The organism is Pseudomonas sp. FW305-25 (genome assembly GCF_017351415.1).
GTDB classification, from domain to species: domain Bacteria; phylum Pseudomonadota; class Gammaproteobacteria; order Pseudomonadales; family Pseudomonadaceae; genus Aquipseudomonas; species Aquipseudomonas chlororaphis.
Window position 1 is genome coordinate 283,502 of sequence record NZ_JACNDE010000003.1, and the last position, 15,103, is coordinate 298,604.

The following is a 15,103-nucleotide window of genomic DNA, read 5'->3' on the forward strand; positions in this document are numbered from 1 at the left end:
GCTCAGCGTCCTTGATGGGAGGGCTGGGCAATGCCCAGCAGTCGGTTGATCTGGGCCTGGTCCAGCGGCGCGCCGGCGAAGTCGTCGAAGACTTTGTCCGTCACCTGGATGATGTGCTCATTGATAAAGGCCACGCCTTCGCGCGCGCCCTGCTCCTGGTCTTTCAGGCAGCACTCCCATTCCAGGGTCGCCCAGCCGGCATAGTCATAAAGCGCCAGCTTGGAAAAGATCCCCTTGAAATCCACCTGCCCATCGCCCAGCGACCGGAACCGCCCGGCCCGCTCGGCCCAGGGCTGATAACCGCCGTAAATGCCCTGGCGGCCGGTGGGATTGAACTCGGCGTCCTTCACATGAAACATGCGAATGAACTCGTGGTAGATATCCAGGTAGTCCAGGTAATTGAGTTGCTGCAGGACGAAATGGCTGGGGTCGAAGAGCATCTTGCAGCGCGGGTGGTTGCCGACCCGCTCCAGGAACATCTCGAAGCTCACACCGTCATGCAAGTCCTCGCCCGGGTGGATCTCGTAGCACAGGTTCACCCCCTGCTCGTCACAGGCGTCGAGAATCGGCAGCCAGCGCTTGGCCAGCTCATTGAACGCCGAGTCGACCAGGCCTTCCGGGCGCTGTGGAAAGGGAAAGAAATAGGGCCAGGCGAACGAGCCGGAAAAGCTCCCCATATCGCTGAGCCCCAACCGGCGCGAAGCCTTGGCGGACAGTTTCAGCTGTTCGAGGGCCCACTGGGTCCTGGCGCCACTGTCGCCCCGCAGAGCCGCCGGGGCGAAGCCATCGCACAGGCTGTCGTAGGCGGGATGCACGGCCACCAACTGGCCGAACAGGTGGGTGGTCAGTTCGCTGATCACCAGCCCGTGTTCGGCCAGGGTGCCGCTGACCTCATCGCAATAATCCTGGCTGCTGGCCGCCAGGCGGACATCGAACAGCCGCTCATCCCAGGCCGGTACTTGCAGCGCCTTGAACCCCAGCCCCGCCGCCCAGGCGGCAATGGCGGGCAGGGTATTGAATGGCGGTGCCGCATCACTGAATTGAGCCAGGTGCAGGCTCGGTCCCTTGAGGGTTTTCATGGTTCACGCCCTATTGTTTGTCGGTCGACAAACAATAGGGCTCCCCTCGACACCCCGTCAATACGATGGCTTGATTTTTTTGTCGATCGACCAATAATTGGCAGCACTCCCTTTGCATCGAGAACTGGACATGGCTGGCAGACCCCGCGAATTCGACCGAAAGCAGGCCCTGTACAAGGCGCGTGATGTGTTCTGGCAGCGCGGCTTCGAGGCCACGTCCATGTCCGATCTGGTGGACGCGCTGGGCATTGCCTCGGCGCGCATCTATGCGGCCTTTGGCTCCAAGGAAGCGTTGTTTCGCGAAGCCATCGAAGTCTACGAGTCGGGCGACGGCGCCTTTGCCGACGCGGCCCTGGGCGACGACATCAGCGCCCGCGATGCCATCGAACGCATGCTCAGGGAAGCCGTCGAACTCTATACCCAGCCCGACCGGCCACTGGGCTGCATGGTGGTGTCCTCCGCCACCAATTGCTCGGCGGACAACGACGGCATCAGAGAATGGCTGGCCGAACACCGCCGCGACAGGACCCGCTCCATCATCGAGCGCCTGGAACAGGCCGTGCGCTCTGGCGAGCTGCCCAAGCGCACCGACGTGATGTCCCTCGGGGACTGCTATGCCACGGTGCTGCATGGGCTGTCGGTGCAGGCCCGGGACGGCATCGGCAGGTCGCGCCTATTGGCGATGATTCCCATGGCCATGGCGGCCTTCGATGCGCAAACCGAAGCGGCCACTTAACACTTGCGAGCAGCCAATCGCGGACAAAAAAACGGCCCGGCGGGATCACCGCCAGGCCGTATTCGAGTCATTGCGCGAGTTACAGAAAGACCGCCGAGAGCATGCCCAGCGCGCCCAGGCAACAGCCGATCAGCGTGCCGCGTCCCGGCGACTCACGGAACACCGACCAGATCACCAGCGGTTCGAGCAGCAACAGCGAGGTCACCGACACCACCGTGATCATCCAGATATCGCCGACCGCCAAATAGCCCAGCCAATAGGCGCCAATCAGGCAGATACCGGCGAAACACATGATCAGTACAGGCAACGCCAGGTCCGGCCATGACGTGTTGCCCGTATGCGCCAGGCGGGCGGCAACCACTTCGCTGTAGATCGCGCAGAACTCGCCCAGCACCATCAGCCCTACAGCAGAAACTCCGAGTAATTCTTTGGACATATGACAAACCCCTTGGTATTGAGAGCCAGATTTTTCAGCTCCCAGGCAGCAATGGCTCCGCTGACGGAACCGCCATGACGATGCCGAGGGGTTTGCTCTAATTCAGTGACCGTGAGGAACCTGAACATGTCCATCTCCTGCGTGGTGGGTGGTACGGGCGCCCGCGAACGCCATGGACGATTGCGAGCCGCTCTCTGTATAGGGTATTTCCGGGGTGGTCGACACGCGTTTTTTGTAGAGTTTGTGTGTGTTGTCGCGATGACACCCCGGCAAGCCTTTGTCCTCCTTATTCGAGATGCATCCATGGCCCTCCTTGAACTCCACAGCGCCCGCCTCGACCTGGTGGTGCTGGCCCCGGCCCAGGCCGAACTCGAAAGCGCCTACCACCTGGACAACCAGCAGCACCTGGCGCCCTGGTCGCCGTTACGACCTGCCCACTACTACAAGCCCGAACAGGTACGCCTGCGCCTGGAACAGCAGGCGGTCGCCTATGGTTTTGGCAATGCCGTGCATTTCGCCCTGCTGGAAAAGGCCAGCGGCCAGATGATCGGCACGTGCAATTTCACCGGGATCATGCGCGGGGCGTTCCAGGCCTGTTACCTGGGTTATTCCCTTGCCGCGGCCCATCAGGGCCGGGGATTGATGCACGAGGCGCTGCAGACCGCCATCGGCCATATGTTCGACGAGCTGAAGCTGCACCGGATCATGGCCAACTACATCCCCGACAACCAGCGCAGTGCCGCGTTGCTGGAACGCCTGGGGTTCGAGCGCGAAGGTTATGCCAGGGCCTACCTGCAAATCGCCGGGCGCTGGCAGGATCATGTGCTCACCGCGCGGGTCAACGACGCCCTGGTGTGACTGGCGCTACTCGGCCCGGAAGTTCCAGACGATCTCCACCACCCGCACCGCCAATATCAGGTACACCAGGAACAGCGCGACCTGCAGCAGCCGGTGATAGGGCAGCCTGGCCAAGCGGCGTAGGCCGTCGCTGACATTGAGCAGCATCAGCAGCGCCGACACCCCGATCAGCCCCCAGCCGGTCAGGCCGGAGCCGAACAGGCCCAGGAACAGGTGGTGGTCGCTGTGCAGCGCATTGGTCCCGGCGGCGAACAGCAAGGCGCAGACCAGCAGGTTCTTGACGTTGTCGAAGACCCGCGTGTTCAGGTCGCCGTCCAGCAGGTCCAGATACTTTCGCCACAGTTTGCGCATGTTCAAGGCACCTGTTCAGCCGCAGGAAAGAAAGACGCCCAGGGCGTTTTCAAAGATCAATCACCCGCCGGGCGCACCTCCCAGCGTAGTGACGATTGCCACAACCTGCTTGCGCTCCGCGGCCGGCCTCAGACCCGCAGGCGCACGGTCTCGAACAGTGCCCGGTCCTCTTTGCGCGCCGAGCGCGCATGTCGGCGGATCACCTGCAGCAGGCAATCGGTGAAACACAGCGCCGGGTTGCTCAGGGCGACGTTGCAGCGGGTGACGATACTCAGGTGCCGGGGTTCGAACTGCTCCTCCAGTTGCAACGACACCAGGCGCCCGAGGAATGGCGGGGCGGTGCTCATGATGGTCGGACCCCAGGTACACATGTCGGCGTGCTCGACCATCATTTGCAGGATCGCCAGGGAATGGGCGCGGACGATGCGGCGTTCGTCGATCTGCGCGCCGTGGCGCCAGAACAGGTCCTGCATCAGCGCGTCGTGGCCATCCGGGGCGTAGTTCAGGGTCCATTGCTGATCGAGCAGTTCATGGATCGAGCGGGCGTCCTGCCGGGCATGGCCCTGGCGCACCAGCACCGAGGTCTGATAGTCCAGCAGGGTCTCGCAGGAAAAGTCCTGGGGCGCCTGGGACGGGTGCAACTGGCCGATGGCGAAGTCCATGCTGCCGTCGCGCAGCAGCGGCTGGGCCACCGCCATCAGGCTTTCGAACAGCTCCAGGCGCACCTGCGGCATGCGCTGGCGAAACTCCAGCACCACCTCGGGCAGCAGGGTCAGGGCGATCCACGGCGTGACCCCGACACACAGGCGGCCGCTGTTCTTGCCGCGCAACTGGTCCAGTTCGGCCTGGGCATGCTCCAGTTGCTTGAGCACCAGCCGGGCGTGGGTCAGCAGCACCTTGCCGTACTCGGTGAAGTTCAGGCCGCTGGGGGTGCGGACGAACAGCGGCAGCTGCTGGGCGGTTTCCAGCTCGCGCAGCGCCTTGGTCACGGCCGCCTGGGACAGGTTCAGCGAACGCGCGGCGCCGCGGATGCTGCCGGTCTCGGCGCTGGCGATCAAGGCTTGGAGTTGATGCAATTTCATCGGCGTGCCCAGGTGACAACTTCAGGTTGTCATCATAACCAAACTGAGCCTCCCCGACAGGCCGCCCGATGCCTAAGATCAGCCCGACAGCGCCTCGACGATTCGCCCGACGGGTCCGAGCTGGCGAGCGACCCTGGCCGAGGAGCCCCACCATGAACGCCCGTTACGTGCTACCCGAGATAGCCGAGCAGCAGGACGCGATGATCGCCCTGCGCCGCAGGATCCACGCCCATCCCGAACTGGGTTTCGAAGAGTTCGTCACCAGCGAACTGGTGGCCGGGCAACTGCGCGAATGGGGTTATGAAGTCAGCACCGGCGTCGGCCGCACCGGCGTGGTGGCCACCCTGAAGAATGGCCAGGGCCGCGCGCTTGGCCTGCGGGCCGACATGGACGCCCTGCCGATCCAGGAAACCAGCGGCGTGCCCCATGCCAGCCGGATCGACGGGGTGATGCATGCCTGCGGCCACGACGGGCATACCGCCACCCTGCTGGCGGCGGCGCACTACCTGGCGCGCTCGCGCAACTTCAACGGCACCCTGCAGCTGATTTTCCAGCCCGCCGAAGAAGGCCTGGGCGGCGCCCGGGCGATGCTCGATGACGGCCTGTTCGAGCGGTTCCCCTGCGACGCGGTGTTCGCGATGCACAACGTGCCGGGCCATCCGACCGGGCACCTGGGCTTCTACAGCGGCCCGTTCATGGCCTCAGCCGACACCGTGACCGTCAAGATCATCGGCCATGGCGGGCATGGCGCGGTGCCGCACAAGGCGGTCGACCCGGTGCTGGTCTGTGCCTCGATCGTGGTCGCCCTGCAAAGCATCGTCGCGCGTAATATCAACCCCCAGGACACGGCCATCGTCAGCGTCGGCGCGATCCACTCCGGCACCGTCTCCAACGTGATCCCCGCTTCGGCCGACATGAGCATCAGCGTGCGCGCCCTGACGCCCGAGGTGCGCCAGTTGCTCGAACGACGCATCACCGAGCTGGTACACGGCCAGGCCGCGAGCTTTGGCGCCCAGGCGCAGATCGACTATCAGCACTGCCATCCGGTGCTGATCAACCACCCCGAGGAAACCGCCCTGGCCCGGGAAGTGGCCCGCGAGTGGCTGGGCGACGAACAGTTGATCCACGACCTCAAGCCGTTCACCGCCAGCGAAGACTTCGCCTTCATGCTCGAACGCTGCCCCGGCAGCTACCTGGTGATCGGCAATGGCCAGGGCGAAGGCAGCTGTCTGCTGCACAACCCGGGTTACGACTTCAACGACCACTGCCTGCCCATCGGCGCGACCTATTGGGTCAAGCTGGCCGAGCGTTTTCTTGGCTGAGTGGGCAGGTAGCGACAAAAGGCTGTAGCAGTGTCATCACTGACGTAGCCGGCGATTAACCGAGGAAAAAACAATGAAAAAAATGATCGCTGCGGTTTCATGGGTGCTGTTGTCGATGTCGGCCAGCGCCGGCGCGGCCGACTGGTCGGGCAAGGTGCTGAAGCTGGGCGTGGACCCAACCTACCCGCCCCTGGAATACAAAGACCCCGACGGCAAGCTGAGCGGCTTTGGCATCGACATCGCCGAAGCCCTGTGCGCCGAGCTGAAGGCCCGCTGCGTGTGGGTCGAAAGCAGCTGGGACGGGATGATCCCCGCCCTGCTGGCGCGCAAGTTCGACGCCATCGCCTCGTCGATGACCGTCACCCCCAAGCGCATGACCCGCATCGCCTTCACCGACAAGATCTCCAACGCCCCCGCGCGGCTGGTCGCCAAGCGCGGCTCGGGCCTGGTGCCGACCCTCGACTCGCTCAAGGGCAAGCGGGTCGGCGTCGAACAGGGCTCGGCCCAGGAGGCCTACGCCAAGGCCAAGTGGGGCGCCCAAGGGGTGCAGATCCTCTCCTACCAGAGCCAGGACCAGGTGTACGCCGACCTGCTCGTCGGCCGCCTCGACGCCTCGTTGCAGTCGTCGATCCAGGCCAGCTACGGCTTCCTGTCCAAACCCATGGGCAAGGATTTCGAGTTCGCCGGCGACACCCTCAGCGACCCGGGCTTTTTCGGTGTCGGCGACGGCATCGGCCTGCGCAAGGACGATGTGGAACTGCGCGAGGACCTGAACAAGGCGCTGGCGACCATCCTGGCCAACGGCACCTACGCCAGGATCAACCGCAAATACTTCGACTTCGACATCTACGGCGGGCCCTGACCGCGACCGCGCAACGCCAGGCGCGACGCCCGCCGCGACCACGGCCGCGTCGCCGCCTTTTTTCAGCTCACTCTAATAACAACAAGGGGCGTGAAATGCTTCTGGAAGGTTTTGGCCCGCAGATTCTGCAGGGCACCCTGACCACCCTCAAACTGGCCCTGTCGTCACTGCTGCTGGCGGTGCTGATAGGCCTGCTCGGCGCCAGCGCCAAAGCCTCTGGCAACCGAGTCCTGCAAGCGCTCGCCGGCGGCTACACCACGCTGATCCGCAGCATGCCCGACCTGGTGATCATGCTGCTGTTGTTCTTCAGCCTGCAGATGCTGCTCAACCAGTTAACCGACTGGCTGCAGATGGCGCAGATCGACATCGACCCGTTCCTCGCCGGAGTACTGACCCTGGCCTTCATCTACGGCGCCTACTTCACCGAGACATTTCGCGGCGCGTTCCAGGCGGTGCCCCGGGGCCAGCAGGAAGCGGCCAGGGCCTACGGCATGAGCCGCGCCCAGACCTTTCGCAAAGTGCTGTTCCCGCAGATGTTGCGCCATGCCTTGCCGGGCATCGGCAACAACTGGCTGGTGCTGATCAAGTCCACGGCGCTGGTGTCGATCATCGGCCTGAGCGACGTGGTCAAGGCCACCCAGGACGCCGGCAAGGGTTCGATGCAGTTCTTTTACTTCACCCTGGTCGGCGGCCTGATCTACCTGGCCATCACCAGTCTTTCCAACCTGGTGCTGATCTGGCTGAGCCAGCGTTACTCGGTCGGTGTGAAGAGGGCCGCGTTATGACCGATATTCTTCAGGAATACTGGCAGGCCTACCTGTGGAGCGATGCCGCGCAGCTGTCCGGGCTGACCATGACCCTGTGGCTGCTGGTGCTGTCGGTGCTGGTCGGCTTCACCCTGGCGGTGCCTTTGTCCCTGGCCCGGGTCAGCCGCAACCCGCTGTTGCGCACCCCAGTGTGGCTCTACACCTATGTGTTTCGCGGCACGCCGCTGTACATCCAGCTGCTGTTCTTCTACGCCGGGGTCTACAGCCTGAGCGTGGTGCGCGCCCAGGACTTTCTCGACGCGTTCTTTCGCGACGGCTTCAACTGCACAGTGCTGGCGTTCGGGCTCAACACCTGCGCCTACATGACGGAGATCTTCGCCGGCTCCATCCGCTCCATCGCCCACGGCGAGGTCGAGGCGGCGAAGGCCTATGGCATGAACCGCTTCACCTTCTACCGGCGCATCCTCCTGCCGTCGGCCTTGCGCCGGGCGCTGCCGTCCTTCAGCAACGAAGTGATCCTGATGCTGCACTCCACCTCCGTGGCCTTTACCGCCACGGTGCCGGACCTGCTCAAGGTCGCCCGCGACGTCAACTCGGCCACCTACGCCTCCTTCAGCGCCTTCGGCATTGCCGGCGTGCTCTACGCCTGCAGCGCCTTTGTCCTGATCTGGCTGTTCCGCCGCGCCGAACTGCGCTGGCTGGCCTACCTCAAGCCACAGACTCACTGATCCCTTACGGGAGAGGCTCGTATGTACAAATTGATCGTCGAAGACCTGCACAAGAACTACGGTAGCCACGAGGTGCTCAAGGGTGTGTCGCTCAAGGCCAAGGCCGGCGATGTGATCAGCATCATCGGCTCCTCCGGTTCCGGCAAAAGCACCTTCCTGCGCTGCATCAACTACCTCGAACAGCCCTCCGGCGGACGCATCGTGGTCAACGCCGAGGAGCTGCGCACCCGCAAGAACCGCCTGGGCGAGCTGTGCGTGGTCGACCCCAAACAGCTGCAAGCGATGCGCAGCAAGCTGGCGATGGTGTTCCAGCACTTCAACCTGTGGAGCCACATGACGGTGCTGGAGAACATCATCGAATGCCCGATGAATGTACTGGGCATCGCCCGCGACGAGGCCATCGAGCGGGCCCGCAAGTACCTGGACAAAGTCGGCCTGCCGGCCAAGGTCGAGGCCCAGTACCCGTCCTACCTGTCCGGCGGTCAGCAACAGCGCGTGGCCATCGCCCGGGCGCTGGCCATGGAGCCGCAGGTAATGCTGTTCGACGAGCCGACCTCGGCCCTCGACCCGGAGCTGGTGTCGGAGGTGCTGCGGGTCATGCAGCAACTGGCCGAGGAAGGCCGGACCATGGTGGTGGTCACCCACGAGATGGCCTTCGCCCGAGAGGTGTCCAACCATGTCATGTTCCTGCACCAGGGCCGGGTGGAAGAGGAAGGACCGCCCGAGCGCGTACTGGAAACCCCCAGCAGCGAGCGCTTGAAGCAGTTTCTTTCCGGCAGCCTCAAATAGAGTCCTGAGCAAGACCGTCGGGTGTGGCCCCTTACGCCCGGCGGCGGGGCCGCGTTCGGGCGCCAGGACCAGGGATTGGTCTGGCGCCCGGGAGCGCGGTACTTCGCCACCGCCCCGGATAAACCGCCAGCCGCCAGCGTCACCGACCAATACTCCCTCGTTCACGATTTGTTAAGAATCGCCTCCGTATACTCAGAGCGCCTGATCCTCCCCGGCGCAACCTCTTCGGCAGTCCCCTCATGTCGCGACCCGCACCGCTGTTGTTTCTGCTTGCCGCCCTGCTGTTCTTCTTCGCCCTGGGCAACCACCAGTTGCAGGGCTCCACCGAAGCCCGGGTCGCCGGGATCGCCATGCAGATGCACCTGGACGATGACTGGGTGACGCCGCGCCTGTTCGGCCAGCCCTTCCTGGAAAAACCGCCGCTGAGCCTGTGGCTCGATGCCAGCGCCATCCGCGTATTCGGTGGCACGCCGTGGGCGGTGCGCCTGGCCTCGGCCTTCGCCGGGCTGTTCAGCGTCATGCTGCTGTACGCCATGCTGCGCCGCTTCGGCCGCCCGCCAGCGGTGGCCTGGGTGGCCGGCGCCATGCTGGCGACCATGGCCAGTTACTGGGGCAATGTGCGCGGGGTCGGTGAAGACGCCCTGCTCAGCCTCGGCGTGACCCTGGCGCTGCTGGCTTTTTTCCAGACGCAACGGCGTCAGGCCGAACGCCAGCCGGCCACCCTGGGCTGGCTGCTGTTCGCCCTCGGCATCGCCATCGCCACCCTGAGCAAGGGCGTGCTGGGCCTGGCGATGCCGGGCGTGGTGATCTTCGCCTGGCTGCTGGCCGACAGCCTGATCGAAAAGCGCTTCGCCCTCGGCCACTGGTTCAAGCCCGCCCTGCTGACCCTGCTCGGCCTGGTGCCGCTGCTGATCTGGCTGTATTTCCTGTACCAGCGCGGGGGCCTGCAAGCCCTGGGCGAAGTGCTGTGGACCAACAGCGTCGGGCGCTTCGATGGCTCCTTTGTCGAGGCCGGGCACTACGAGCCCTTCTATTACTACCTGGGCAAACTGCCGCAGGCCTTCCTGCCGTGGAACATCCTGGTCTACCTGGGCCTGTGGCACTTTCGCAAAAGCCTGGTGAAAAACCGCTACCTGCTGTTTTTCAGCCTGTGGCTCGTAGCCCAGTTCACCCTGCTGTGCCTGGCGTCGAGCAAGCGCACCGTGTACCTGATGTCGCTGACCCCGGCCGCGGCGGTGCTGGCGGCCGAATACGCGGCAGTGCTGTACGAACGCCTGCGCCAACGCGCCGCGGGCGATGGGTTCTGGAGCGTCGTGGGGCGTCGGCGCCGCGGCCTGGCCATAGGCGTGCTGACGCTGGTGGTGTGCAGTTACCTGGTGGCCGCGCAGTGGGCCGCGCCACGCGCCGATCGCAAGCTGTCCTTTGTGCCGTTGATCAGCGAGATCCAGACGCTACAGGCCGCCGGGCAGCAGGTGGCGCTGTATCAGGCCAACGAACGCGCGGCCGGCGCCAGTGTGTTCTACACCCAGAGCCTGCTCAAGGACGTGCAGACCGAGGCCCAGCTGAATGAGTTTCTCGGCACCTCGCCGAACAACGTGGCGGTCATGGCCCTGGAGGAAGACCCCAAGCCACCGCTCAAGGTACTGAAGAAGGTCACGGTCAGTCGCCAGGCCTACTACTTTGTCGGCCACTGACCGGCACAGTGAGCGCCCATAAAAAAGGCACCCTCATGGGTGCCTTTTTTTATCTCGTCGCCAGGCTTCCGCACCGGCGCCGGCATGGCTCACTGAACGGTTTTCAGCTTGACCACATCGCCGGAGACCTTGGTGGTGTAACCGCTCAATACCCAGGCCCAGAACCAGTTTTCCTGGATCTGGGTGTTGATCATTGCGTCACCGCCCTTGGCCTGGATGGCCGCGGTCTGGGCGCGGACGAAGCGGTTGTTCTGCCGGATCGGGATGACCCCGAACAGCATGATGCCGGTAGCCGTTGCTTCGCTGTGACCGATCACGGTGTACTGGCTACTATCCAGTTGCTGAGTTTTCATCGCGGTGCCGGTGCAGCCAGCCAGGGCCAGGACAACCAGCGCAGAGGCGACGATTTTGCTCAAGTGTTTCATGCATGACTCCATAAACCAGGAACCCGGGAACTCTTTTCTCCGGGGCGCGCACCCTAACAGTTCTGGTCACCCAAAAAACATCGGCAAGCGCCAAAAATTGCGCCGGGGCCCTCTCCCGCCAGTCGCCTCGCACTGACGATTCAGTCAGCTACTGAAGCACCGTTATCGATCAGCGCCGCGGACTGCTCGGGCCCCGGTTCGGTGTGCGCCAGCACTGGCTGTTCCAGGCGCGCGCGGCCATAAAACAGCAGCGCCGTCAGCAGGCAGGTGAGCCACACTACGATCCCCGCCCAGAAGGTATGGGACATGTAATGCCAGCCCTGCAGCACCCGGGTGGTGCCATAGACGAAACCCAGCAGCAGCGAGCCGTACAGCAGCGCCTTGGCGTGGCGCCAGCGATAACGCCGGGCCACGAAGTACAGCGCCAGCATGGTAAAACCGCCCGAGGCATGGCCGCCCGGCCAGCAGCGGCCGTCACCGGCGGTCTTCAACAGCTCGAAGTTCTCATACCACTCCTTGTGCTCGATCTTGCCGGCGTACTGGGTGGTTTCCACCGGGCAGTACACGCTGGTGTGGCCCTTGAGGTAGTGAATCGCCCCAGTGCAGAGGGCGAAGGCCACCACCACGAACAGCAGGTCCCGGCGATGGCGCGCGGTAAAACGCAATACTGGCGCCACGCGGAGCTTCTCCAGCAGGGCCTTGCCGCGGCCGAACCTTGCGCCCTTGAACAGCGGCCAGACAAACGACAGCAGCAGCCCGATCAGCGCCAGCTCGCCGGTCCAGTTGGGGATGATCCGCGCCCACTTGTGGGTGATCTTCTCGAACAGATGGGAGTGATCCAGCGGGAAGGTCTGGCTCAGCGGATCGAAGAACAGGTCGCTGAAGGCGATGTCGATCCGGGTCATGTCGAACATCAGGAACACCAGCGCCGCGCACAGCAGCGGCAGGCCTAGGTTCCATTTATAAAAGCTCCAGGCCGTAAAGCGGGAACGGGAAAACGCCGGCATATTCAGAGTCTCGGGCAAGGGACGGTCAGGGGCGGTTGAAGGCGACGGAACGCCAGTCGCTGGCTTCGATGAAGCCGAGCATGTGCGGACGCCCGTCGAGGGTATCGGTGGAGACGAACAACGAGGCGCCGTAGCCCAGGGTCGAAGACGGCAGCTTCAGCGCCTTCTCCAGCGCGGCCATGCATTCGCTGTGGGTCACCAGCACCAGGTTGCGCCCGGCCACCTTGTGCGCCAGGGCATCGCGCAACATGCTGCGTTTGCAGTCGAACAGCCAGTCTTCGCCACTGCCGGCCTTGCTGAACATATAACCCGAGGTCTGTACCGCGCGGGTCAGCGGGCTGTGGTAGATGTCGGCCTTGTCCAGCCCCAGGTGCTCGAACTGCGCGCCGACCCCCACCGCCACGTCACGGGCACGGTCGGTGATGCCGTCGGGCACGTTCAGGCAGGCGGCCCTGGAATGGTCGCAACGCTCGACGTGACGAATCAGCACAATCATCTGGCCCTTGGCCCAGCCGGCGCTCAAGGCCCTGGCGCCGGCCAGGTTGCCGTGGGCCAGGTCCGGCACCGCCGCGGGCTTGAGCACAAAGAACACCAGCGGCAGCACCAGCAAGGCCACCAGGGCGATCACCAGGCTATTGCGATAACGGGCAAAACGGCTCGCGACGAGCGCGGGCTTTGCCACCGGAAGACTGAGTCCTGACGCCACGTGCGAGCCGCCCCTATATGACCACCAGACATTGAGTTGAGCAGCGCAGCAGACGCTAACCGCCGCTCATGACAAATCGAGTGCGTGGCACCCGATCGAAGGTCGGACTTTAGGCAGCGAGGCGTGGCCGCCCAGTGAAACGGATGTGAAAAAAAGCTCAATCGGCCAGGCGGTTTCTGGAGCGAAATCAGGCCCTTGGAAAGCCCCAAAATGGTGCAAGAAACTAATGCGACGAAATCGTTTCAGCTATTGCCCTTGCCGCCGATACACACCTGCGAACAAATCCTTGCTGGCCACCAATAACAACAATCTTCCAGCGATACATGATCAAGCAGCACAACGTTCCTGGAGGAATTGCATGAATAGCTGGTTCGGCAACATCAGCGTCAACCTCAAGTTAGGCCTGGGCTTCGGCCTGGTCCTGGCCCTGACTACCATCCTCGCCATCACGGGTTGGACCAGCCTGGGCGGTCTGATCGACCGCAGCAACTGGATGAGCGACATCACCCAACTGAACGCCGGGCTGACCAAGCTGCGCGTGACCCGCCTGCAATACATGCTGACCAACGGCGACGAAACCGCCGCGCAGAATGTGCAGGCCTCCCTGGACGACTTCTCGGCCCAGCAACAGAAGCTGCAGAACAGCTTCAAGAACCCGGCCAACATCAAGCTGCTCAAGGAACAGGGCACCACCATCAGCGCCTACCAGGCGTCCCTGAACAAGATGCGCAACGCCTACCGCAACGCCAATGCTGCCCGCGCGGTGATGAACGGCAACTCGGAAACGGCGCGCAACCTGATCAACAGCATCACCACGCGCGTTCAGCAAATGCCACTGAGCGACCAGCGCTTCGAACAGTTCCAGGCCATCACCAAGGCCCGTGAGGAGTTCCTGCTGGCGCGCTTCGAAGTCCGTGAATACATCTACAACAGCACCGCGGAAGCCGAACGCAATGCCGCCGCCCAGATCAACGCGGCGATTGCCGCGCTGGGTGGCCTGGACAGCCATTTCAGCAGCACCCAGGGCGATGCCCTGCGCCAGTTGAAAACCGCGCTGGATGACTACCGCACCTCCCTGCTGACCTTCAAGGCCGCGGTCAGCGAAGCCGGCCAGGCGCGCAAGGAAATGACCGAACAGGGCGCCCTGATCGTCAGCCAGAGCGAAGAGCTGTACCAGTTCCAGCTCGACCGCCGCGACGAAGAAAGCGTCCAGGCCCGCAGCCTGCAACTGATCAGCACCCTGCTGGCGCTGCTGGTGGGCATCCTGGCCGCGGTGATCATCACCCGCCAGATCACCCGTCCACTGCGTGAAACCATGACCGTGGTCGAGCGCATCGCGTCCGGCGACCTGACCCAGGACGTGCGCGTCACCCGCCGCGACGAACTCGGCGTGCTGCAACAAGGCATCGGCCGCATGGGCGTGACCCTGCGCGAACTGATCGGTGGCATCCGCGACGGCGTGACCCAGATCGCCAGCGCCGCCGAGGAACTGTCGGCGGTGACCGAGGAAACCAGCGCCGGGGTCAACAGCCAGAAGGTCGAGACCGACCAGGTGGCCACCGCCATGCACGAGATGACCGCCACCGTGCAGGAAGTCGCGCGCAACGCCGAAGAAGCCTCGCAAGCCGCGGCCGCCGCCGACGGCGAAGCCCGCGAAGGCGACAAGGTGGTGGCCGAAGCCATCGCCCAGATCGAACGCCTGGCCAGCGAAGTGGTGCGTTCCACCGACGCCATGAGCGTGCTGCAACAGGAAAGCCAGAAGATCGGCAGCGTCATGGACGTGATCAAGGCCGTGGCCGAACAGACCAACCTGCTGGCGCTGAACGCCGCCATCGAAGCCGCCCGCGCCGGTGAAGCCGGTCGCGGTTTCGCCGTGGTCGCTGACGAAGTCCGCGCCCTGGCGCAACGCACGCAGAAATCCACCGAGGAAATCGAAGGCCTGGTGGCCGGCCTGCAGAACGGCACCCAGCAAGTGGCCAACGTGATGAACAACAGCCGCAGCCTGACCGACAGCAGCGTCGACCTGACCCGCAAGGCCGGCGTTTCCCTGGAGAACATCACCCGCACGGTGTCGAACATCCAGTCGATGAACCAGCAGATCGCCGCCGCCGCCGAACAGCAGAGCGCCGTGGCCGAGGAAATCAGCCGCAGCATCATCAACGTGCGCGACGTCTCGGAACAGACCGCCGCCGCCAGCGATGAAACCGCCGCCTCCAGCGTCGAACTGGCGCGCCTGGGCAACCAGCTGCAAATGATGGTCA

Annotated in this window: 16 protein-coding genes and 1 pseudogene; 10 read left to right on the top strand and 7 right to left on the bottom strand. The window is 64.1% G+C overall.

Going from position 1 to position 15,103, the window contains the following annotated elements; translation table 11 throughout:
* Window positions 1-2 precede the first annotated feature (2 nt).
* Entirely contained in the window at window positions 3-1,079 is a 1,077-nt protein-coding gene (locus J4E58_RS05270; RefSeq protein ID WP_087091197.1) for a sugar phosphate isomerase/epimerase, read from the bottom strand.
* A 130-nt stretch (window positions 1,080-1,209) separates the two neighbouring features.
* On the opposite strand from J4E58_RS05270, the gene J4E58_RS05275 reads away from it, so the two are divergent.
* The gene (locus J4E58_RS05275; RefSeq protein WP_087091196.1) at window positions 1,210-1,815 is read left to right on the top strand and encodes a TetR/AcrR family transcriptional regulator; all 606 of its coding nucleotides are present in this window, start codon (window positions 1,210-1,212) and stop codon (window positions 1,813-1,815) included.
* 79 nt (window positions 1,816-1,894) lie between these two features.
* On the opposite strand, the gene J4E58_RS05280 is transcribed toward J4E58_RS05275, so the two are convergent.
* Window positions 1,895-2,212, bottom strand: a complete 318-nt coding sequence (locus J4E58_RS05280; RefSeq protein ID WP_087091195.1) for a hypothetical protein — start codon at window positions 2,210-2,212, stop codon at window positions 1,895-1,897.
* Window positions 2,213-2,554: 342 nt separating this feature from the next.
* Here J4E58_RS05280 and J4E58_RS05285 point away from each other — a divergent pair, with 342 nt between their 5' ends.
* Window positions 2,555-3,109, top strand: coding sequence for a GNAT family N-acetyltransferase (locus J4E58_RS05285; RefSeq protein WP_087091194.1), 555 nt, complete (start codon window positions 2,555-2,557; stop codon window positions 3,107-3,109).
* A 6-nt stretch (window positions 3,110-3,115) separates the two neighbouring features.
* Here the strand turns inward: J4E58_RS05285 and J4E58_RS05290 are convergent, their stop codons facing one another.
* Both J4E58_RS05290 and J4E58_RS05295 read right to left on the bottom strand, forming a co-directional pair.
* Window positions 3,116-3,460 carry a hypothetical protein gene (locus J4E58_RS05290; protein ID WP_087091193.1) on the bottom strand — a complete coding sequence of 115 codons (345 nt, stop codon included), beginning with the start codon at window positions 3,458-3,460 and terminating at the stop codon, window positions 3,116-3,118.
* A gap of 128 nt (window positions 3,461-3,588) precedes the next feature.
* Window positions 3,589-4,542 carry a LysR substrate-binding domain-containing protein gene (locus J4E58_RS05295; protein ID WP_087091192.1) on the bottom strand — a complete coding sequence of 318 codons (954 nt, stop codon included), beginning with the start codon at window positions 4,540-4,542 and terminating at the stop codon, window positions 3,589-3,591.
* 152 nt (window positions 4,543-4,694) lie between these two features.
* Between J4E58_RS05295 and J4E58_RS05300 the strand changes: the two genes are divergently transcribed.
* From J4E58_RS05300 to J4E58_RS05325, 6 genes are all read left to right on the top strand, one after another.
* On the top strand, window positions 4,695-5,864 hold the full coding sequence (locus J4E58_RS05300) for a M20 aminoacylase family protein (RefSeq protein WP_087091191.1): 1,170 nt from the start codon (window positions 4,695-4,697) through the stop codon (window positions 5,862-5,864).
* An 82-nt stretch (window positions 5,865-5,946) separates the two neighbouring features.
* Complete coding sequence (locus tag J4E58_RS05305) at window positions 5,947-6,726, top strand: ABC transporter substrate-binding protein (RefSeq protein WP_370686827.1); 780 nt, start codon at window positions 5,947-5,949, stop codon at window positions 6,724-6,726.
* Window positions 6,727-6,821: 95 nt separating this feature from the next.
* Window positions 6,822-7,511, top strand: a complete 690-nt coding sequence (locus J4E58_RS05310) for an ABC transporter permease (protein WP_087091189.1) — start codon at window positions 6,822-6,824, stop codon at window positions 7,509-7,511.
* Complete coding sequence (locus tag J4E58_RS05315; RefSeq protein WP_087091188.1) at window positions 7,508-8,221, top strand: ABC transporter permease; 714 nt, start codon at window positions 7,508-7,510, stop codon at window positions 8,219-8,221. Before J4E58_RS05310 ends, J4E58_RS05315 begins: the two co-directional genes overlap by 4 nt.
* Before the next feature lie 21 nt (window positions 8,222-8,242).
* Window positions 8,243-9,010 (top strand): ABC transporter ATP-binding protein, encoded by a 768-nt coding sequence (locus J4E58_RS05320; protein WP_087091187.1) that lies wholly within the window; start codon window positions 8,243-8,245, stop codon window positions 9,008-9,010.
* Between the two features lie 239 nt (window positions 9,011-9,249).
* Window positions 9,250-10,704 (top strand): glycosyltransferase family 39 protein, encoded by a 1,455-nt coding sequence (locus J4E58_RS05325; protein ID WP_087091186.1) that lies wholly within the window; start codon window positions 9,250-9,252, stop codon window positions 10,702-10,704.
* Window positions 10,705-10,793: 89 nt separating this feature from the next.
* On the opposite strand, the gene J4E58_RS05330 is transcribed toward J4E58_RS05325, so the two are convergent.
* The 3 genes from J4E58_RS05330 to J4E58_RS05340 form a co-directional block, all read right to left on the bottom strand.
* Window positions 10,794-11,129 (bottom strand): hypothetical protein, encoded by a 336-nt coding sequence (locus J4E58_RS05330; protein WP_087091185.1) that lies wholly within the window; start codon window positions 11,127-11,129, stop codon window positions 10,794-10,796.
* Window positions 11,130-11,269: 140 nt separating this feature from the next.
* On the bottom strand, window positions 11,270-12,136 hold the full coding sequence (locus tag J4E58_RS05335) for a phosphatase PAP2 family protein (RefSeq protein ID WP_087091184.1): 867 nt from the start codon (window positions 12,134-12,136) through the stop codon (window positions 11,270-11,272).
* 25 nt (window positions 12,137-12,161) lie between these two features.
* Window positions 12,162-12,818, bottom strand: coding sequence for a histidine phosphatase family protein (locus J4E58_RS05340; protein WP_087091183.1), 657 nt, complete (start codon window positions 12,816-12,818; stop codon window positions 12,162-12,164).
* A 517-nt stretch (window positions 12,819-13,335) separates the two neighbouring features.
* On the opposite strand from J4E58_RS05340, the pseudogene J4E58_RS32200 reads away from it, so the two are divergent.
* Together J4E58_RS32200 and J4E58_RS32205 are read left to right on the top strand one after the other, a co-directional pair.
* Window positions 13,336-14,214, top strand: a pseudogene (locus J4E58_RS32200) (methyl-accepting chemotaxis protein); the annotation flags it as partial.
* A gap of 201 nt (window positions 14,215-14,415) precedes the next feature.
* A partial coding sequence (locus tag J4E58_RS32205) for a methyl-accepting chemotaxis protein (RefSeq protein ID WP_404943267.1) occupies window positions 14,416-15,103 on the top strand: 688 nt, incomplete at its 3' end.